At 43.9% G+C, this 20,969-nt stretch carries 13 protein-coding genes and 1 pseudogene; 3 read left to right on the forward strand and 11 right to left on the reverse strand.

Going from position 1 to position 20,969, the window contains the following annotated elements:
- Window positions 1-2: 2 nt before the first annotated feature.
- Both IEY34_RS10325 and IEY34_RS10330 read right to left on the reverse strand, forming a co-directional pair.
- Window positions 3-1,511 (reverse strand): sugar ABC transporter ATP-binding protein, encoded by a 1,509-nt coding sequence (locus IEY34_RS10325; RefSeq protein ID WP_189011059.1) that lies wholly within the window; start codon window positions 1,509-1,511, stop codon window positions 3-5.
- A 100-nt stretch (window positions 1,512-1,611) separates the two neighbouring features.
- Window positions 1,612-2,646 carry an ABC transporter substrate-binding protein gene (locus IEY34_RS10330; RefSeq protein WP_189011061.1) on the reverse strand — a complete coding sequence of 345 codons (1,035 nt, stop codon included), beginning with the start codon at window positions 2,644-2,646 and terminating at the stop codon, window positions 1,612-1,614.
- Between the two features lie 306 nt (window positions 2,647-2,952).
- Here IEY34_RS10330 and IEY34_RS10335 point away from each other — a divergent pair, with 306 nt between their 5' ends.
- Genes IEY34_RS10335 through IEY34_RS10345 form a run of 3 tightly spaced genes read left to right on the forward strand, consistent with a single transcriptional unit; the run spans window position 2,953 to window position 7,324 of the window.
- Window positions 2,953-4,704 carry a cache domain-containing sensor histidine kinase gene (locus IEY34_RS10335; protein WP_229757562.1) on the forward strand — a complete coding sequence of 584 codons (1,752 nt, stop codon included), beginning with the start codon at window positions 2,953-2,955 and terminating at the stop codon, window positions 4,702-4,704.
- Between the two features lie 6 nt (window positions 4,705-4,710).
- Window positions 4,711-6,357 carry a response regulator gene (locus IEY34_RS10340; protein ID WP_189011065.1) on the forward strand — a complete coding sequence of 549 codons (1,647 nt, stop codon included), beginning with the start codon at window positions 4,711-4,713 and terminating at the stop codon, window positions 6,355-6,357.
- Complete coding sequence (locus IEY34_RS10345) at window positions 6,344-7,324, forward strand: sugar ABC transporter substrate-binding protein (RefSeq protein WP_189011067.1); 981 nt, start codon at window positions 6,344-6,346, stop codon at window positions 7,322-7,324. The genes IEY34_RS10340 and IEY34_RS10345 overlap by 14 nt, the downstream gene beginning before the upstream one ends.
- A 19-nt stretch (window positions 7,325-7,343) precedes the next feature.
- Here the strand turns inward: IEY34_RS10345 and IEY34_RS10350 are convergent, their stop codons facing one another.
- From IEY34_RS10350 to IEY34_RS36685, 9 genes and pseudogenes are all read right to left on the reverse strand, one after another.
- Window positions 7,344-9,008 carry a glycoside hydrolase family 3 protein gene (locus tag IEY34_RS10350; protein ID WP_189011069.1) on the reverse strand — a complete coding sequence of 555 codons (1,665 nt, stop codon included), beginning with the start codon at window positions 9,006-9,008 and terminating at the stop codon, window positions 7,344-7,346.
- A gap of 18 nt (window positions 9,009-9,026) precedes the next feature.
- Window positions 9,027-10,571 (reverse strand): alpha-L-rhamnosidase-related protein, encoded by a 1,545-nt coding sequence (locus tag IEY34_RS10355; RefSeq protein ID WP_189011071.1) that lies wholly within the window; start codon window positions 10,569-10,571, stop codon window positions 9,027-9,029.
- A 36-nt stretch (window positions 10,572-10,607) separates the two neighbouring features.
- A complete protein-coding gene (locus IEY34_RS10360; protein WP_189011073.1) occupies window positions 10,608-13,505 on the reverse strand; it encodes a family 78 glycoside hydrolase catalytic domain in 2,898 nt (965 codons plus the stop codon).
- Between the two features lie 29 nt (window positions 13,506-13,534).
- Window positions 13,535-14,365 (reverse strand): carbohydrate ABC transporter permease, encoded by an 831-nt coding sequence (locus tag IEY34_RS10365; RefSeq protein WP_079412473.1) that lies wholly within the window; start codon window positions 14,363-14,365, stop codon window positions 13,535-13,537.
- Window positions 14,362-15,228 carry a carbohydrate ABC transporter permease gene (locus IEY34_RS10370; protein ID WP_189011075.1) on the reverse strand — a complete coding sequence of 289 codons (867 nt, stop codon included), beginning with the start codon at window positions 15,226-15,228 and terminating at the stop codon, window positions 14,362-14,364. The genes IEY34_RS10365 and IEY34_RS10370 overlap by 4 nt, the downstream gene beginning before the upstream one ends.
- Before the next feature lie 83 nt (window positions 15,229-15,311).
- Window positions 15,312-16,661, reverse strand: a complete 1,350-nt coding sequence (locus tag IEY34_RS10375) for an ABC transporter substrate-binding protein (RefSeq protein WP_189011085.1) — start codon at window positions 16,659-16,661, stop codon at window positions 15,312-15,314.
- A 141-nt stretch (window positions 16,662-16,802) separates the two neighbouring features.
- Complete coding sequence (locus IEY34_RS10380; protein ID WP_189011320.1) at window positions 16,803-18,308, reverse strand: response regulator; 1,506 nt, start codon at window positions 18,306-18,308, stop codon at window positions 16,803-16,805.
- Window positions 18,301-20,088, reverse strand: coding sequence for a sensor histidine kinase (locus tag IEY34_RS10385; protein WP_189011087.1), 1,788 nt, complete (start codon window positions 20,086-20,088; stop codon window positions 18,301-18,303). The genes IEY34_RS10380 and IEY34_RS10385 overlap by 8 nt, the downstream gene beginning before the upstream one ends.
- A gap of 693 nt (window positions 20,089-20,781) precedes the next feature.
- Window positions 20,782-20,928 (reverse strand): annotated as a pseudogene (locus IEY34_RS36685) (transposase zinc-binding domain-containing protein); the annotation flags it as partial.
- Window positions 20,929-20,969: the final 41 nt, after the last annotated feature.

Consider the following 20,969-nt stretch of genomic DNA (forward strand, 5'->3'; position numbering starts at 1 on the left):
TATTAACCTCCCGCAATTGCCTTCATGACATTTTTCTGGCTAATCTCGTCGCCAACCATTTCCTTAACCTTATGACGATCTCGTAGTACGACGATTTTATGACTGACCCGTAAAACTTCCTCTAGTTCAGAAGAAATAAATAGGACTGACATCCCTTTTTGGGCTAATGACAACACTAATTTCTGTATTTCAGCCTTAGCCCCAATGTCAATTCCTCTTGTTGGTTCATCTAAAATTAATAAATTAGGATCCGTAAGCAACCAGCGAGCTAGCAATACCTTTTGTTGATTCCCGCCGCTTAAGTTCTTAATTAGATGTTCTGGGTTAGGTGGATTAATGTTTAATGCGCGAATATATTCATCTGCCATTTCGTCTTGACGTTTTCTTGAGATGGTTTTAAACCACCCTTGCGACGCCTGAAGGGCTAAAATAATATTTTCTCGAACCGTTAAATCATCGATAATACCTTCCAATTTACGATTTTCGGAACAAAATGCGATGCCTTGATCAATCGCTTGTCTTGGTGAATGAATCGCATCACTTGAACCGGCCATTGTCATTTCACCAGAATCGGCCTTATCTGCAGCAAAAAATAATCTAGCCAATTCGGTTCTTCCAGAACCTAATAAGCCCGCTAAACCTACAATCTCTCCTTTATGAATCGTGAGATCAACAGGCTCAATGGAACCTTTCTTCCCAAAATCAGTTGCTTGAATTAATACTTCATTATGAACTTGAGCAGCCGCATCACCTTTAGGCAGCTCTTCCAGCAGCTCAAGGTCTTTCCCAATCATCTTGGAAACCAGCTCTATACGAGGAATCTCTTTGGCTAAATATTCCCCAATAAATTCTCCATTGCGGAGTATGGTTATTCGATCTGAAATATCGTAAACCTGATCCAAGAAATGAGTGACAAATAGGATCGCAAGCCCTTCATTTTTCAATCTGGTCATGACGGAAAATAGTTGTACAACCTCGCCTCTATCTAAGCTGGAGGTTGGTTCATCGAGAATTAACACTTTGGCTGAAATGCTTAAGGCTCTGGCAATAGCTACAAGCTGTTGAACAGCTACCGAATACACATGCAGGGGTTGCGTAACGTCGATTTCAAGATTCATTCTCTTTTTCAATAATTGCGCAGCATCTTCATTCATTTTCTTCCATAAAATACGACCTAAGCGGCGTGGTTCACGCCCAATATAAATATTTTCAGCTACGGACAGGTTTGAACAGAGGTTAACCTCTTGATAAACCGTACTTATACCTGCATTTTGTGCATCAAGCGGGCTAAGAATTTTAATCGGCTTTGTATCCATCTCGACGACACCTTGATCGATAGAGTGAACACCTGTAAGCACTTTAATTAATGTGGATTTACCTGCTCCATTCTCACCCATTAATGCGTGAACTTCTCCTGGGAACAATCTAAAATTAACGTCTGTCAACGCCTTAACACCCGGAAACTGCTTATGAATTCCGGTCATCTGCAGTACTGGACCACCCTGTTTCATAGAGTCACTCCTCTCCTATATGAACTAGAGCTGCCTCATACTCGCAAGATGGAGCAGCTCTGCTCTATTTATTTATGATAACAATGAGGTAGACAAACGCTTAGTATTGACGGTTCGGCAATTCACGTTTCGCATCTTCGGAAGTAAATACGCCTTCCTTCGTAACGATTCGTTTCGGCAGCTCTTTACCGCTAAGTACATCTTTAGCAGCTTGCATCAGCTGCCCACCAAGAAGTGGGTTACATTCTACGATGAAGTTAATTTTCCCTTCGCTTGCCGCTACAAAGCCGTCTTTCACACCATCAACGGAGATGATGATGATATCTTTACCTGGTTTAAGACCTGCTTCTTCAATAGCTTGGATAGCGCCAAGTGCCATATCATCGTTATGTGCATAGAGAACATTAATGTTCTTATTGGCTTTCAAGAAGGCTTGCATAACCTCTTTACCTTTGGCACGTGTGAAATCACCTGTTTGCGAAGCAATAACTTTGAGATTGGGATTCGATTTAATGATTTCATCAAATCCAGCTTTACGATCATTCGCAGGAGCAGAACCTGTTGTTCCTTGAAGCTCTACGATATTAACGGCTTCTTTCGTATCTTTATATTTGTCAACCAACCATTTCCCTGCGCTGCGGCCTTCTTCTACGAAATCCGAACCAATGAACGTTCTGTACAGCGAAGTATCCTTGGAATCTACGGCTCTATCCGTTAAGATAACTGGAATGTTAGCATCTTTTGCTTCTTTTAATACCGTATCCCAACCGGATTCAACAACCGGAGAGAAAGCGATGACGTCAACTTTTTGCTGGATATATGTACGAATGGCTTTAATTTGGTTTTCTTGTTTTTGTTGAGCATCGGAGAATTTCAATTCAATGCCTGCTTCTTTCGCAGAGTCTTGAACGGATTTCGTATTCGCTGAACGCCAGCCGCTCTCAGCACCTACTTGAGCAAACCCCATTGTGATTTTCTTGTCCGCTTTAGCTGTAGCTGCTGCTGCTGTGCTTGGGCTTACAGCCGCTGCCGCACTAGTGCTGCTCGCTGTCTTACTATCTCCTGAACTACCACACGCTGCTGTAAACATCATCATTGCTGAAGCTACTAAAACTACCCCTAGAGACTTTTTCATTTATTTTTCCTCCCTTATTTCACCTGTTTGCTTCGGTGTGACTAAATTATAGGATACGAATCGTGGGAGGGTATACGGAGTTTCATGAACACTTCTTATAAATTATTATTCATTTTTTGATCAACACGATTTAAAACTTAAATTTTCTATGCCAAAAGTGTAGTTTTTTGTTTGATGATTGCGTTTTCAAAACGATTGATTCATAATTTGTACTAAGAATTCGACAAAACGGAACCAATGAAAGGTTATCTTGCTATGGGCTTATATCGGAAAATAACTTCTAGCCTTCGAGCCAAACTTTTAACGATGTTTGTTATACTCACATGTCTTCCATTAATAGTTGTTGGTCTCATTTCATATAATAAATCTTACAATACCGTATTTAATAACAACAAAGCCGCGACGATGATGCTTGCTACACAGCTCGCGACAGACATGGATAATGTATTTACAGATACAAAGAAACTCCTCGAGCTCGAGAAAAACCCCAATGTTTTGCATTTTTTATTTTCACAAACAGATTCGAATTTAGATGCACGAGAAATTTTACAAACCATGTCCTCTTATAGACAGACATATCAATATGATAGTGTGCTGAACATAACGATGATTAATCTGTATGGCCGGGGGATTAGTGAGAGGAAGGGTGTGTTTCAACTTAATAAAAACGCATTGCGTAATCCGCATTTTGAATATCTGATTCAGAACCCCGAGGCTGTCTTGAATATACCGCCTGATGATTCATCTTCATTAGATCCATTGGACGGATTCCTATACAAAAATCATAATATTATCTCGATTGTTTCCACAGTGAAACAGCGGGTTACCCACGAAGTCATCGGATTCATCATTATAGATGTTGATGACAGTATCGTGAAACAGTTTTGTGATAACGTCATTATAGGAAAAAGCGGCTTTTTCTATGTCGCAGACAACAAAGGAAATGCCATTTTCTTACCATCTAAAACCGCTCACAATACGAAGTGGATTCAGAATAAAACGATTTCTTCTATTATCGAAAACAAAAACAAAGAATATGTTGATTCTTCCGAAGGTAAACCTGAATTTATTGTGACATCCCCTTCCATGTCCACGGGTTGGAATATCGTTGGTGTGGTACCACTGCAAGAGATTGTTGAGGAAGCCAATTCCATTCGTCAGCTCATCATCATTAGCGTTATGCTCAGCATCATTTTTGCTATAACCTTGCATTTCTTTGTCTCTAATCGCTTGACTCGACCGGTTCGAATACTCAAAAATAAAATGCAACTCGCTGCATCTGGCTTTCTTGAAGCTAAAGTCGTACTGGCTGGTACAGATGAAATTTCAGATTTGGGAAACAGCTTCAATATTATGCTGGGGAAAATTCGGATGCTGCTTGACCAGAGTATTAATGAACAGCAAGAAATCAAAAAATCGGAGCTCAGAGCTTTACAGGCACAAATTAACCCGCATTTTTTATACAATACATTGGATTCCATTCTATGGCTGGCGCAATCTGAAAAAAAAGAGCAAGTCGTCCAGATGGTCATGGCTTTATCCAAACTGTTTCGTATTAGCTTGAGCAAAGGAAAGGATTCGATCACATTTGAGAAAGAAATCGAGCATCTTCAGAGCTATTTAACCATTCAACAGATGAGATATCGCGATATTTTGGATTATGAAATTGCCATAGATTCAAGTCTATATTCCTTACTTATCCTCAAAATGACATTACAACCGATTGTTGAAAATGCTCTTTATCATGGGCTTAAAAACAAGCGTGGCAAAGGACTCATTCGAATTACTGCAAGGATTGAGGATGAAGATAATTTTCTTATTGTGATAGAGGATAATGGTAAGGGCATTTCTGAAGATCGGCTTGGGCAGCTGCGGAAAGATTTGTTGGAACCACATACGCCCAAGGAAACTGGGAATGAAGTATCCGGAGGGTTCGGATTGCACAATGTTCATCGACGGATTTGCTTATATTATGGAGAATCTTACGGCGTACAGGTAGACAGCATTGAAAGTGAAGGAACCATTGTTAGCATTCGAATACCGTGTGATTGGGGATGATGTTGCGTGAAAAAAATACTGCTTGTCGATGATGAAATATTAATTAGGGAAATCATACGTGATAGTATTGATTGGGAAAAGGAAGGGTTTATTTACAGTGGCGATGCATCAGATGGAGAGGTTGCACTTCCTATTATTGAAAGAGTCCAGCCTGACATCTTAATTACGGATATTTTGATGCCTTTCATGAACGGTCTTGAGCTGAGCAGCATTATGAGTAAGCAGTTTCCGGATATGAAGATTATTATTATTAGCGGCCATGCCGAGTTTGAGTACGCGAGATCAGCTATGCAAATTGGTGTGCAAGAATACTGCTTGAAACCAATTAGCCCCGCTGAGCTCCTGAAGGTGCTCCATAAAGTTAGCGCTGAAATTGACAAAGAACGAGAAATAAAGATGCAACTCCAACTGCTCAAAGCGAAAGAACATGAAAGTAGTACAATTTCACAAGACAAGCTATTGAATGATCTATGCAGTGGTTTCATGACCACTTCAGAAGCCATGCATCATAGTGCCTCCATTCAATTGAACATTATTGCTCATTATTATGTAGTTGCCGTGCTAGATTTACGTGAAGCAGAAGCAAACAAGCATGAAGAGATGAATGCTAAGCATGACAATGAGCGCTTACTTTTGGACAAATGCAATCTACTAAAGGAGAACCATAAACAGTTGATGTTTCAGCGCAGCCGCTCTGAAAGTGTTTGGATTATTAAAGGCGATACCTTAGAGAATTTAAAGCTGGAATTACAACTATTTCAGGATTTGCAAAAAGCAATCTCAGAAGAAGCCCATTCACTCCCTATCTCTATTGGCATTGGCAGTGTACAAGATCGTCTTCAAAAAGTACATATCTCCTTTCTTGATGCCATGGAAGATGTTCATTGGAGAAGGTTATCCCGTCAGAATCGGAATGTGCTAAGTGAGATGAACACAGCAACCTTAGATCCCACTCTTTTTTTAGATCGTGGTGCTTTTATGGATTTCTTGAAAATTGGGTCACACAACAAATTAGGTTCGTTTGTCGCAGATTATGCCGCTGCGTTAGTCGATATAAATTGGCATACATCTTCAATCGGTTTCTACATTTTAAATGATGTGACCATCGAAGCTTTTCGTTCGAATAAAGATATGTATCGTCACCTTACAGAGCCTGAAAAATCGCTTCAACAATTCCAGCAAATGATAGGTAATATCCGTACTTGGGAGGAAACCTGTTCTTATTTAATCCATTTAATTGAACAGTTCTGGACATGGCGTTCTCGTATTTACGATAAATATAGCGATATGATTGCAAAAGTCAAAGAATACATCCAATTGAATTTTGAAAAAGATAACTTCTCTTTACAAGATTCAGCCGAGTATGTAAATTTGAGTCCAAACTACTTGAGCCGAGTATTCAGTCAGGAAACAAGCCAAACCTTTATTGAATATTTAACACAAGTACGTATTCGAAAAGCGATGGATCTGCTTAAGAGTACATCAGCAAAATCATATGAAGTCGCTTTTCTAGTGGGCTATAATGACCCCCATTATTTCTCGAATTTATTCAAACGATTGACAGGAATGACACCAAAAGAATTTAGAAAAAATGGAACTGCCGATGAAACACTCAATATCCTGAAGGGAGATACTCTTCATGAGGATGATTAAATGGCTGACGATCGGCAGTATCCTGATGCTTATTTTATCTGGATGTAAGGGATCAACGCGTTCCACACCGGAATTATCTTTTTCTACGTCAAGCACGCCAAAATCAACGATGTCCAACACAAAACATTCCGATCAACTCATTTTTGGTATCATTTATCCGATGACACACCCCTTCTATGAGATGATTACCGATTCCATAGAAAAAGCAAGCAAACCTTATTCCATTCAGTTAATTGTCAAGGCACCTGATGAAATTAATCTGGAACAGCAAATGAGAATGATGGAAACCATGATTACGCAGAAGGTAAACGGAATTGCCATTGATCCTATCGATCCGGTTGCTTTGGCACCTTTAATTAATAAAGCCGTACAATCTGGTATTCCCGTTATTTGTTTCGATTCCGATGTTCCTGACAGTAAACGATATACCTTTATAGGAAGTGATCCGCTGAAAGAAGGTACTCTCATGGGACAAATTATTGAAAGAAATCTGAAAGGTAGAGGCATGATCATGATTGAGGGGAGCTTATCCAAATCTCCTCAGATCATCCACCGACTTGAGGGTTTACTGCAATATTTAAAAAAGAATACTGAAATACAAGTTCTCGAAATGAGATATCATGATGGTGATAACGAGAAAGCAATTGCGGACCTAGAAGCAATGATTAATGAGCATCCTCATTTTGACGCACTGGTGCCTTTGGATATTGTTTCCAGTTCGAATGCAATCCTCGTTTGGAAATCCCAAGGCTTAAAGCGTTATGCCATAACATTCGGCATGACTCCTGATGTCAAAGAAGCCTTATTAAATGGTCAAATAAACTCCGTGATTTCTGAGAATGAACATCTATGGGGAGATGAAATAATTAATCAATTACTCGCAGCTTCTACAAATGCACCTGCCTCTACATGGGTCGACACTGGTTTTCGAGAAATTAAACAAAGCGAAATGGTTGATGAATATTAACCAACGAGCCGAGCTTATTTTAAAGCTGAGCCCACGCCGAGCCGCAAAACGCATCCACAGGCGAGGTGCCTAAGAAGGGCTGATTACCTAGCAAACAGTTTAGAATCTCCCTTTGAACGATGGCCGAGGCATTATAACCATTAATCATGGTTGGCATGGTCGGCATTTCATATAAGGTATAAGGGTTACCTAACGAAATGAACATCGTTGGCACGTAAGTAGGATACCAAGTGAAGATCCCGCCTGCTTCTTCTGGAGACAAACGAAGGGAATTTTGCATAAAGCCCGGCGATCGCTGCGTCAAGTAAATGACCAAATCAATGTCATTCTCATCCTGTTTGAGATGGTAATTTCTAACCACTTCAAACCCTTCCTCCACCAGCATTTTCTCAAATCCGCTGCCTCCTGCACCGTTCTCTGTGAATAAAGAGCCTTCACTTCCTAAGGCGATGAGAAGAACTCTTTTATGCTTCTCAGGTGAAATAGGTAACAAGTTTTGCGTGTCCTTCACTAACGTCACAGAATTTCGTGCTAATTCTTGGGCTAATGTCACATGCTCAATTGAGCCTACGCTAGCCAAATCTTGCAGAGCTGTTCTTTCCAAATGCAGCCCCAAAGAAGCTTTCAGAGCAAGCACTCTCGTAACAGCATCATTCAGGCGCTCCTCCGTAATAATGCCTGCCTTAACACCTTGAAGCATCGCTTCATAGTCGTATTTGAGATCTTCCGTAAAAAGAAACATATCGACACCGGACGCGATACACGCTGGAACGATTTCGTTGCGCGGCCCCCAACTGGTCATGCCTACCATGGATGACGCATCGGAAATGATCAACCCATTGAAGCCCAGTTCTTCTCTTAGAAGCTTCACGTTCAGCTCATAGGAAAGCGATCCCGGCGTATGCTGTTTTCTAATATCGTCAATCCCAAGCTCTTTATAATATGCAGGAAGCGCGATATGCGCGCTCATTACACTTTTCACGCCGGCATCGAAAGCTGAACGATAAACGCGGCCGTAGGTTTCGCGCCATTGCTGCATCGGCATGGCGTTCACTGTCAGCACTTTATGCTGATCACGGTCATCCATCCCGTCACCTGGCCAATGCTTAACGCACGCTGCCATTCGCCTGCCGTCCTGTACACCCTCCATTACGGGAATCGCGTACGATTCCACGACCTCAGGTGTATCTCCAAACGCGCGTGTATTTACAATCGGATTTTGATAATTATAGTTAATATCCAGTACTGGGCCGAATACCCAGTTAAATCCAATTGCAGAGCCCTCTGCTTCAATGCCTTTACCGAATGCTAGCGCTAGCTCTGGCCTGCATGTAGCTGCAACTTGCATATTCATGCCGAGATTCGTGCCGTCAATTGCCCCGCCAAATCCGCCAGATTCTAAATCTCCACTCACCAATAAGGGCAGCTTGCTGCAACTTTGCATTTCCACAATTTTCGCCTGTTGATTTACCTTCGTGGCATCAGGACTAAAAGCAAAGAGATGTATCCCACCTGGCTTAATGCTCAATAAATCCTCCGGCTCCGGTGAAAATGGTTTTTGAACCACAACGAACAACTGTCCGACTTTTTCTTCCAAGCTGAGTCCATCTCGCGTTTCCTTCACCCAAGAAACATCTGACTCTGATAAATAAAATGGTTTTTGTCTAAGTTGATCCTCTTTCATTTCGTGTACGCCCTCCCGTTATAGCAAATACTTACGAATAAAGTACGTAGGCGTGCAGCTCCATGCATGACAATAACTATTAATTAAATTGCTGCCATAAGGAGACAGCTTCTTATCGTTGGGGTTGTAGATTTCCCAGAAGCAATCCGCTCCGTCTTTGACCATTTCTCCCCAGTACGCTCTCATTTGCTCCAAGGCTTTCTCGGGTCTGCCGCTTTCAAATAAAGCTTCAATTAAATGATGGTACATGTACGGCGTTGTCATCCCGATTTCTGGCGAAGAGTCGAATAGCCGATCCATCAATTGACCATTTTGCTCTTCGTTCAACACACCTGCCAAAGCCATCCACACCTGAGACGCCCATGAAACCTGCTTATTCGCGCCACTCACGAAGAAGCTTAGCTCATCATCCCATAAATGGTGGCGTGCCGCTCTCGTCACACGATCAATTTGTTCAGAAATGAAAGTTGCCTCTTGTTTTCTCTCTAGCACTTCAGCCAGTCCAAGACCCCTTTTGAGACAATACAACAGTATCGCATGCGCAGATGCTTGTTTATTCAGCTCCGGATGCCAATCCGTGAAGCACCACCAGGTTTCATCATCACGAACTACACCGTATTCATCCAACCGCGCTAAGCCGATGTGGATTTGTTCAAGGGCAATAGGCCATAGATCTACCAGTGCTTCGCGATCCGCGGAAGCCTCATAATAATCGAATAACGTCGCAACGAAGAAGAGTGAATAATCATAAAGCCTCGTATCATCAACGACCGGATTGGGTTTTTCAAAAACACAGGCTCCAACTGCACCATCAGCTAGCGTCATGCCGCCAAACAAATATAAGCAGCGCTTCACCAAATCATGATGATGAAAGGTCTGATAGTTCGCCAGCGCTTGGAGCCTTAAATCCCCGATCCACAGTCTGCGATCCCGCTTCGGTCCGTCTTCAAACACCGTTTGCATGCAGTCCTGAAGCGTCTTGATGCTAATGGCATCCATCACTTGTAAATCTTCCTGAACATTAGCAGGAAGCGGTGTTAGATCCCTCACATCAGCGGAGGTAACTGCCGTGCAATGAATATCGGTGAACGAGACCGTATACTTACGGGATGTATCGATAATTACTACCTTCAAATAGCGGAAGCAATATCGTCGGGGCAGCTGTAAAACCGTAGGAAGCACATCTACGAAGATCGTTTCTTCCTGCAGCCAGGATTTGCTCAACCAGCCCTCATAACTGTCGAAAGGTTCAGCCACCTCACAAGGCATCTCCCCAAAGATTAGCTTCAGCCCCAGCGGGGCATCTTGAGGACTACCCACAGACTTGATCGAAAGGGAGATATAACCAACGAGATGATCGCCAAAATCCAGAATGAAGCTGTCATCCTTGCCGAAGGATTGCGTTTGTAATGCTGCGATACTACCCGTTTGTCGCGTTCTCCATCCCTGGAAAGCTTCTTCATCCGCTACGACCTCAATGACGGATCTTGGCAGAACAATAGACTCATACAGATCAGGGGTCAATTTCTCCGCTAATTCCACGAAGTTTTGATGAATTCCCATTACAACTACACACTCCTTTTCAAATGGCCACATGCCTTATATGAGAATCAATTCTTCAAGCAGCCCTTCGATTTGTTGCTTCGTTACGCCTGTCATCGTATTCTCACCCAGCTGCTTAATCGTTGATTTGCGAACGAAGTTAAGAAAGGGGCCTTCGAATAAGGATGACATATGCTTCTGGAAAATCGCCGTCGCCACTTCATGATCCAGCACATCATCGATTCTCGAATGCTCATTAAATGTAACGCGGAAGAGATCACTATTCCCATATGTGAATGTGTAGTCTCCAGATCCTAGAAGGACGCGCACACCTTGTGCAACTTCACTTATGGCTTGAATGCCAGGGATCAAGGTGTCGAGGGAATTCCCCCCTTCTTTCACGCTGCCAACTGCAGCTCCTGCAAGAATGACATCTGCGGTTGTGTTTGCTGGGATACGTACCGTCACTTGAATTTGTCCCTGATCCACCTGCCAACCGGACTCGATTCGTCCATATAGGGAGGTATGCGCTGCTTTGGCATAAGAGAGACGATTCAATCCAAACATCGGCTCGATATGAATACGCTTGAAGGCCGGTACTGTAACGTCCATATCCAGGCCGGCTATTTTGCGGTACATCCAGTCTCCGATGGCTCCATAAGCATAGTGGTTAAAAGAGTTCATATCATCGCTCCAGAAGGAACCGTCCGATTTAATGCTGTCCCAATGCTCCCAGATGGTTGTCGCTCCCTTGGAAACGGAATACAGCCATCCTGGATAGCTTTCTTGCAGCAGCAGCTTAACCGCTGTTTCGTGATAGCCGTTATTCGAAAGCGCGAAGCACAAGTAAGGTGTGCCCACGAAGCCTGTTGATAAATGATAATCATTATCCAGAATCAGTTCATTGAGATCTTTCGCCACTCTTGCACGTACCTCGTCATCGACTAGATCGAAGACAAGCGCAAGGATATGCGCAGTTTGCGTTGGGGCCGCGACGCGCCCATTTTTCGTCATAAATTCATCGCGGAAAGCTTGAATAACGCCTTGATAAAGCTCCTCGAAAGCAAGTGCTTCTTCTTCATGCCCAAGAACTCTTGCAGCATCACGAACAATACGCGTCGAATACGCATAATACGCCGTTGCAATCAAAGCGACAGGTGTCGCACCAATGTAGCTGTTTTCCTTCGCATCCAGCGCAAGCCAATCTCCGAAATGAAAGCCTGTGTTCCATAGGAATTCTTGATCGCCTTGGGAGCGGATGTAGGAAATCCATCCTTTCATGCTTTCATATTGTTCAGCAAGCAGACGCTTATCCCCATAGTATTGATAAACGGTCCACGGGCAGATTACCGCAGCATCTCCCCATGCAGCTGAGTTCTCTCCGCCTACAACGTCCGGAACAACAAAAGGAATGCCGCCATTCGGTCTTTGTTCAGCCTTCATATCATGCAGCCACTTCGTGAAGAAGGGTCCGCCTTGGTAATTAAATAACGCCGTGGAGATGAAAACCTGAGCATCCCCCGTCCACCCTAACCGTTCGTCACGCTGTGGACAATCTGTCGGTACGTCTAGGAAATTGCCACGTTGGCCCCAGCGAATGTTGCTTTGCAATTGATTCACTCTAGTATCCGAACATTCGAACTCACCTGTCGGCTCCATATCGGTATGCATGACTTCACCGAGGAAAGCATCCAGCGGAAGGCCATTCTCTTGGCCGGGAAAGCCCTCGACCCTTACATAGCGAAAGCCCATGAAGCTGAAATAAGGTGCATAGGTTTCGGGACCACTCCCTTTCACGATATAGGTCACGACCTGCTTCGCCGGACGCAGGTTACCAAAATATATATTCCCATCCTTATCCAAGACCTCGGCATGTTTAAGCTCAATCCGCGTACCTGCAGGGGCAGATACTGTGAAGCGCATGCGGCCTACCATATTTTGTCCCATATCCAGTACATGATCGCCGGCAGGCGTTACGAAATAAGCAATCGGACGTATTACCTCAGTTACACGAGTCGATGCGTTTTCTTGAGGCACCAAAACATCAAAGCTTACATCTGTACAAACCTGAGTGGCACACCACTTGTCATCTCGGAAATTGGCCGAGCTCCAGCCTGAATGCTCTAAACGCGCATCATACGTTTCACCATGGTAAATCGTTGCATATTGAATCGCTCCCGTAGAAGCCTTCCAGGTCGTATCTGTGGCCACTACTTCTTCTGTGCCATCTTTATATTGAATATGCAGCTGTGCGAGGGCAGCCCGGCGTTCACCGTATTTAAAGTTTTTATTTTCAAATCCCATCCCGCTCCTGTACCAACCATCCCCGAGCAGAATACCTATCCCGTTACCATCACGTTGAAGCATATCCGTTACATCATAGGTTTGAACCTGCAGCCGAGTTGGATAACTCGTCCAGCCTGGCGCCAGCAGCTCATCGGAAACACGAGTTCCATTTACATACAGCTCATAGACGCCTGCAGCCGTCGCATAAATACGTGCAGACAGGACATCCCCTCCAACCTCAAACTGCTTGCGAAGCAGAAATGCAGGCTCGGACTGCGGATCCATTTCACTTTCATCAGGTGTGATCCACTCAGCTTGCCATTCCCCTTGATCCATCAAGCCCATCTCCCACCAAGCGACTTCACTCCATGCGGATTCACGGCCAAGGTTATCCCAGACTTTCACTTTATAGTGGTAACGAGCTCTGGATAGCAGCTCAGGTCCCCCATAAACAAGTTGAATAGACTGATCGGATTCCATATAGCCTGTATCCCACACTGGTTTTGTAAAATCACCCACTTCGTTAGCTACGATGATCTGATACCCTCGCTGCAGCGTGCCGCGGCGATCGGACTCAATTTGCCAGCTTAGTTGTGGATGCTTCGCTCCAATGCCAAGCGGATTCGTTCTATATTCACATTTCAACGCTGTAACCTGTAAATTCCCCATAGTTATCCTCCTCATTAACGACCCCATGATTAGCCTTTAACCGAACCTGCTGTCATCCCTGCTACAATTTTTTTGTTAAAAACAATGAATAATACAAGAGGCGGTAAGGTGATCAATAAAATGTTCATAAATAGCAGATTCCATTGCGTCACGAACTGGCTTTGGAAATTATAAAGCGTTAATTGCACTGTCGCATTCTTAGCTCCTGGGAAGAAATACAAGGGGTTCGTAAAGTCATTAAATATCCCTACGGACGATGTGACAATAATGGTTGCTGTTACAGGTTGCAGTAGTGGCAGAATGATTCTATAGAACAATCCCAATCCGCTGGAACCATCCACCACAGCAGCTTCATCTACTTCACGCGGAATGCCTGCCATAAACCCTTTGTACAGCAAGACCCCGAAAGGAAATCCGAGTGCCACCTCGACGAGAACGAGACCTGGCAGCGTTTTGAACAAACCAATACCATTCAAGACCCAGATCGTGGGTACGATAGCTGGCGGTATAATTAATCCAGACAGGACAAGGAAGTTGAGCCATGGCGTCGCACGATCATTTCTGCGCTGCATCACAAACCCTGCCATCGCACAAACAAGAATCAACACGGTAATGGATATGACCGTCAGCAAAGTACTGTTGTAAAATGCCCGCAATAACATGTAATCCCGGGCAGTGATTACTTCCTTCAGATTGTCCCAAAGATGAATCGTTGAAGGCCAAGCTAAGTTCAACAAGGAAGATTCTTTCTTGTCCTTGAGTGCATTGACAATAACAAAGTAGAATGGAATCCAGAAGATAACAATGGTCAGAAGAATGGCAATGACTTCAATGCCTAAGCCTTTTATTTTCCTGCTCATAGTTCCGCCTCTTTTCTGTTCAGGTAAGAATACAGCGGAAGGGCAAGCGCCGTTACCACAATAAATAAAATCACGTTTCCTGCTGTAGCCAGACCATAATAACCACCTTGGTACTGCTTATAGATGATGGAGGCGATAAGGTCAGTCGTAAATCCAGGCCCCCCCTTGGTCATTGCCCAAACGAGGTCGAAGGATCGCAATCCACCGATAAACGATAAAATGATAACGGAATTCGTTGCCGGACGGCTTAACGGGAGAATAATATGCCAGAACTTACGGAATGCTCCTCCTCCATCCATCTCTAGGGCTTCATAATACTCTTGAGGAATAGAGAGAATTCCAGCGATATAGATGACGGTTGCGAAGCCAACGCCTTTCCATACATCAACGAGGGCAACGGACAGCAGTGCTATGCGTGTATCACCTAACCAGTCAGGGCCAGCAATACCGATTGCCGCTAATGCCGTATTGATTAATCCTTGTGTTGGATGCATCATCATGCTAAAGGTAATGCCAACTGCAATGGTACTAAGCAAGGTTGGAAAAAATATGACAGACCGCAGATAACCCTTGGCTCTTATTTTTGAAGTTAGAAATACGCCTAGCAACAAGCCCAAAACAACTTTTAAAACGCAAGTGACTAAAGCATAAATGAGTGTATTCTTAAATCCGATTAGGAGTGAAGCTTCTTGGAAAAACATTGTAAAGTTATCCAAACCGATAAACGTCCAGCTCGTTAAATTCCATCTTGTCAAACTGAAGAAAAAAGACATAATGGTTGGAAAAATGAAAATCAATAAGTAAATAATGGCTGCAGGAATAAGAAAAGCATATGAGTACGTACGTTTGAACACCTTGGCCACCGAGATCACCCCTAAGTTTAAGAAAAGAGCCGGTCCTGCATGAATTTCGCATCGCCGACTCCTCTCTGATTAATCTTTAATTACTACCATCCTTGAAGACCAAGTTGCTTGGCTTGTTTCTCTACATCTTTGTCATACACTTCAGCGCCTTGTTTACCTGTTTTGATAGCGGCTCCGACTTCGGTTGTAATTTGCGGTAAGCTGGAACCTTTAATTGGGGAAACAAATTCCAAAGCTGGTGCTGTTTTATTGCCGTCAAAATATGGCGTCATATCTTTCACTGCTTGTGCAACATTATCCGGCAGTTTGGCACCTTTAATTGCATAAGGGCCTGATGGCATGGACGCTGCCGACTGTGCGGCTACACCTTCCAAGGAAGCGATGAATTCGACAAATTTCTTCGCTTGCTCCGCATGCTTAGTCGCTTTGTAAATGTAGGCACCGCTTGGCATCCACACCGTTAACCCATTCGTTGCCGCACTGTCCCCCGGCTGTGCAAAGAAGCCGATATCCTTCATTTTGTCTGGGAAATTCTGCCCAAGCGCTGGCGTTGCAAAGGATAGCATCGGATATTGAGCACCTTTGCCCTCCGCAAGCATCTTCAAGCCCGCATCATACGTTGTTGCTAAGAAATCTTTGTTCATGTATCCTTTTTTCGCAATTTCCTCCAGCTTTTCAAAGCTTTTAAGTGCTCCTGCATCCGTCGCATATTTCACTTTATTCGCTGTATATTCATCCGCAAACTTCGGATTGGCGGCCTGCACATTGTAATAATCCGCTAATACAACGAGTTGTGACGTCCAATCATCTTTATAAGAACCGATGACAGGTGTGATGCCAGCTGCTTTGATTTTCTCACTGTTCGCCATCAATTCGGCCCATGTCTTCGGTACGGAGAGACCCAGATCAGCATAAATCTTCTTGTTGTAGAACCATCCGCCGGCCATCGTTGAGCCAATCGGGCCTGCATAGACTTTACCTTTGGAAGAGACCGTCGGTTTAAAGGAATCAATCACATTCGCTTGAAAAGGTTCACTCGTAAGATCAAGCAGGTTTTGTTCTGGATTAAGCGCTTGCATAAGTGATCCGCTGTTATAGAAGAAAACATCTGTCATATCTCCAGTTGCTAGACGAGTTTTGACAATGTTATCGCCTTCTCCGCCGCCTGGGCGTGTTTCTTGTTCAACATGGATGTTCGGATATTTCTTTTCGAATGCTGCAACAATCCCTTTTGCAATATTGACAGAATCCTGTGTATTATCGATTAATAGTGAAATGGTTACTTTCTCATCCGCTTTTTTGGAGCTGCTGTCTGTCGCTTGCCCTTTCGTACCGCCAGATGATGTGGATGTCGTTCCGCAGCCTGCTACCACACCTGCCAATAGTACCGAAGTGGAAATCCCTGCAACCCATTTTGATGTCTTTTTATTCATCTTCAAATCCCCCTTAGTCATCTTGGTTAGGATGAATCGATTCCTATGTTTACCACGAGTTCGTTATCCCCGTGCTTTAATCTTAATCGTTTTTCCTAACCACAGGCAGTGCGTCATTCTTCTGATTGATGTCCGTATTTTTTAGATTCCTGCAGGGTTCGCTAACTGATCTTTATATTGCCCAGGCGTACAGCCTGTGTATTTTTTAAATACTTCAGAGAAGTGTCTATAGGTATGGTACCCAACTTTCTCACTTACATCATTTACTTTCAAACCGCGGCTAAGCAGTGTCTTGGCAAGCTCCATGCGAATACGAGTCACATATTTAATATACGATTCGCCCACTTCCTCCTTAAATAACACACTGAAATACGTGGGATTCATGCCAACATGCTCGGCTACCTCCTGCAGTGTGACATCACGTGTATAGTTAAGCTCCATATAATTGCGCGCTCGTGTGACGGAAGCATGCCTTGCGTGCTCACGAGCATACATCGTATTGTCTATGAGCATGTCAAGTTGACTCCGAAACCATTCCGTCACTTTCCCTCTTGCTGCCATTTCGCGTAACTCTACATGCGGTCGGTACGTTTCAGCGATGCGACTGGCTTTGTCCCCAGATGACCTTTTCGCTTCTTCGAGCGCCAAATAAAGCAGCTTAAGCATTTCATGTTCAGCAACTTCGCTATCAAGCTTTTCCATTTGGATCCACGCAATATAGCGATCAATCTGCTCGAGCATGCCGGTCTTATTACCGGAACGCAAACTCAGAATAATGGCTTCCTCACGTTCGCTTAAACCTTCTGGCCGGGTAATCAAATCGCCTAAATCCTCAAACCGCACGATCCCTTTCTCCCCCAAAAAATGTGCGGACCGTAACGCGCGAAGCGCTTCTTTATAGCTGTGTGCGGCATCCTTCAGCTCCGTATAAGTCCGACCGCTCCCAACGGAGATGTCAGCTTGCTCGGAGTCCAATTGCAGTTTCTCCCAGAACTCAGGGGTTGGCTGCTGGGCATGCACACATACAAATAATCTCTCTTGGCCATGACGTAGCGGAATCGCTGTAAAGTCCGTCTGCTCAAGCATTCGCAACTGATCTGATTCCGTCGCCAGAACGGTCACGCCAATAATGGATTCAGCACCTGACCCATAAATTTCTCGCCACTTCTCTTCAGCTTCTTCTCCAAGAAATAGCAAATCGAAGGTTGCCTTCACCAAAAGATCGCCTTGACTACTCTTTACTTTTGTCTTAAGCTCCAGCACTTCTTGCTCCTGGCTGATTTTGTCCAACACCTTGCGAATCGCTTGCTCAATCGTTGGAATTGTAATGGGCTTCTCTAAATAATCAGCAACCCCGAGATTAATCGCTCTTTTCACATATTCAAACTCATTAAACCCGCTAAACACGATACATAATGTCTCTGGCGCTTCCCGCATAATTTCTTCAATCAGCTGAAGTCCGTCCATGCCAGGCATCCGAATATCCGTGAAAATAAGTTTGGGCCGATGTGCCCGAAATAGCTCTAGGGCTGACAGACCATTGTCAGCTGTGCCAACAAGCTCGATGCCAAAGCTTGACCAGTCTATCATTTCACGCAGGCCTTGAAGCACAATATATTCATCGTCGAAAACCGCGGCCTTAAGCATCTTCATCCCTCTTTTCACCGAATAGTTGAAAGCGAATTTGGAGTTGAGTACCTTGATTGACCACACTCGAAATCGTTAACGAACTCGTCGTTCCATAGTATAGAGTCAGTCGTTCACGCACATTTTTCAATCCATATCCTTGTTCCGTCACAGTTAAATCTGCTATGCCTACACCGTCATCTTCCACTGTAAAAACAAGAAATCCCTCGTCCCTCTTGCCCGTAAGTCGAATTGTACCTTCTCCCACCTTGGGTTCTAACCCATGGTAAATCGCATTCTCAACAAGAGGTTGAAGCAGCAGCTTCATAATCTCCATACCCATTAAGGCTGGCTCGACCTCTTGCACATATTGAAACCGGTTATGATACCGAATATTCTGGATCGTCATGTAATGCTCAATATGCTTTAGTTCTTTAAATACGGAGATCGTATCCTTTCCTTTATTCAAACTCAATTTAAAGCTTTCCGATAAGGATATCGCCATCTGAGCGACATCGTGATTCTTCTGCAACGTTGCCATCCAATAGATGGAATCTAACGTGTTATATAAGAAATGCGGCTTAATTTGCGCCTGCAGCGCGCGAAGCTCAGCCTCCCGCTCCTTTAACTCAGAATGAACCAAGCGTTCATTCAATTGTTTATTTTCAGAGACAACACGTTTGAAGGTTTCCCCGATCGTCCCAACCTCGTCCTGTTCGAACGTCTCATCGAATTCGCGGGCCCCCATCGTCCAATCCACCATCATTTTTTTGATTTGTAGAAGCGGGCGGGTAATACTGCCGGAAATAAAGATGGCATACATCAGCGCAATAATGCCCATTGATACAGCAATGAGTGTTGTGAGTGTGCGAATTTGATTCGATTGTTTGAGCAGTTCATTCACTTTAATCAAATGTATAAAGGTCCAATCCGTCGTTTGATTCTGGAATTGGCTAATGAGATAACCATTTTGCTGCAATTGCTGAATCAGGAATTGGTTGTCCCCCTCTTTGAGAACGGAATTGTCGGTCAGACCATTATTAAACACGATTTTACTGCTGTCAGAGGAATTATCCAGCGCCATGAAACCGCCGGCATTGTTATTTTCATTGAAAATATTCGTGAAAATATCCGTTGAAATATTCACGACTAACAGACCAATCGTCTGTCCGCTCGGACTTGACGCATCCCGAAATAATTTAACCGTGGAAAAGGAATTCTTCGAGTGATCGAGTATATCATAGCCCAGGAAAACAACCTTGCCCTGATCCTGTAAAGCACTTTGATACCAATCCGTTTGTTGTATGAGCTTGATCTTATCCGGCTTCTCATATACACCCGCATCATCAGAGCGTCCCGTGCAGAAGGCCTTGAATTCCAAATTAAACACACAGATGGAGTTTACAAATTTGGTGTCAAATTGATTGTTGTTAATCGCTTTTTGCAGCTTATTTGAAGTCCATTCACTTGTCGATTCCGTTGAATCCGCAGATTTAGGTCCGCTGCTCTGAGCCGCGTTGCTGTTGGACAGAACCTCCCTCACCTCATTGTTCACCACAATCGAACGATTCATATTAATAATGCTGCGAAATAGTAAATCCGCCACTTCACTCGATGTTTCCAAATGATTCTCATAGGTTTGGGCATTCGTTTCCATCAATGTGTTCTTAGCAATATCGAAAGAAAAATATCCTAATAGGAAGAGCGGCGGCAAGGAGATGATAATCATAGCAACTAGAAACCGACTTCTAAGCCGTTGTAAACGAAATTTGGATAAGAGAAACCGCAACCTTTTATTCATATTGTGCCTCCCTCATCTTTTGGCGTATACAGGTATTATAGCTAGTTCACCCCTAATTACATAATGTGCTTATTTTTTGGGTGAGTGTCCGTTTTTTTTGGAAAAGGATTGAGACTCCTTGCTCGAATGTAAGAAAAGTGGCTTTGCCACCCTGAGAGATGAGCATCTTCATAACGGTTTTCAGCAATCTAGCGGATCCTAGTTTCCTTTGGGCTTTGCAATGACAGAGATCGTCGTGTGAAAAGGAACTATGATCCGCTAAATGGCGGGAACTGGGGTAAACGTAGCATGAAAGGGAACTGAGATCCGCTATTTAAGCGGAACCTGCTGATTCCAACCGAGAATTGGTGCAATAGCGGATCGTAGTTCCCTCTGGCGCGGAATATGGCGGTTTTCGGAATTATAGCGGACTGTAGTTCCCTCTGGATCCTTGTCATGACACATTTTCCTACAATCGCGGCTTGACGTTCCCATATCTCCGCGCGATTGCAAAGCTAGAGGATCTCATTCTGCCAAATAGCTTGTTTATACCTCCAAACCAGCACCAATTCGAACACATAAGTACGTTCACAGCTACCTTGTTCTCATCGCATCGAACCCCTCCATCGTGATGGGGCCGCCTACAACCCAAGCCTGGAGACTGGCGTCAATCTCCAACATTTAAATTCTGGGCCAGCTTCACTCACCCCAACCCAAAAACATGTCTCCTAGACCTTCGTCGATGGTCAAGATAACATGTCGATGGTTGACTTGGCATACGTCCTCAGACAAGACACGGCTCCACTCTTCCGTTTCTCCGCATGAACACGTCGTGCAGAAACACCCCCTGCATAAATAAGGGGTAAGCTTCGCTCACCCCAAAACATATAAATTCTTATATT

The sequence above is a fragment of the Paenibacillus marchantiophytorum genome (assembly GCF_014640555.1).
In the GTDB taxonomy this organism is placed as follows: Bacteria; Bacillota; Bacilli; order Paenibacillales; family NBRC-103111; genus Paenibacillus_E; species Paenibacillus_E marchantiophytorum.

What these genes read in the sequence shown, in the direction of transcription:
- IEY34_RS10325 (WP_189011059.1), bottom strand. Translation starts at nt 1,511, where the DNA reads ATGAAACAGGGTGGTCCAGTACTGCAGATGACCGGAATTCATAAGCAG.
- IEY34_RS10330 (WP_189011061.1), bottom strand. Translation starts at nt 2,646, where the DNA reads ATGAAAAAGTCTCTAGGGGTAGTTTTAGTAGCTTCAGCAATGATGATG.
- IEY34_RS10335 (WP_229757562.1), top strand. Translation starts at nt 2,953, where the DNA reads ATGTTTGTTATACTCACATGTCTTCCATTAATAGTTGTTGGTCTCATT.
- IEY34_RS10345 (WP_189011067.1), top strand. Translation starts at nt 6,344, where the DNA reads ATGAGGATGATTAAATGGCTGACGATCGGCAGTATCCTGATGCTTATT.
- IEY34_RS10350 (WP_189011069.1), bottom strand. Translation starts at nt 9,008, where the DNA reads ATGAAAGAGGATCAACTTAGACAAAAACCATTTTATTTATCAGAGTCA.
- IEY34_RS10355 (WP_189011071.1), bottom strand. Translation starts at nt 10,571, where the DNA reads ATGGGAATTCATCAAAACTTCGTGGAATTAGCGGAGAAATTGACCCCT.
- IEY34_RS10360 (WP_189011073.1), bottom strand. Translation starts at nt 13,505, where the DNA reads ATGGGGAATTTACAGGTTACAGCGTTGAAATGTGAATATAGAACGAAT.
- IEY34_RS10365 (WP_079412473.1), bottom strand. Translation starts at nt 14,365, where the DNA reads ATGAGCAGGAAAATAAAAGGCTTAGGCATTGAAGTCATTGCCATTCTT.
- IEY34_RS10375 (WP_189011085.1), bottom strand. Translation starts at nt 16,661, where the DNA reads ATGAATAAAAAGACATCAAAATGGGTTGCAGGGATTTCCACTTCGGTA.
- IEY34_RS10380 (WP_189011320.1), bottom strand. Translation starts at nt 18,308, where the DNA reads ATGCTTAAGGCCGCGGTTTTCGACGATGAATATATTGTGCTTCAAGGC.
- IEY34_RS10385 (WP_189011087.1), bottom strand. Translation starts at nt 20,088, where the DNA reads ATGAATAAAAGGTTGCGGTTTCTCTTATCCAAATTTCGTTTACAACGG.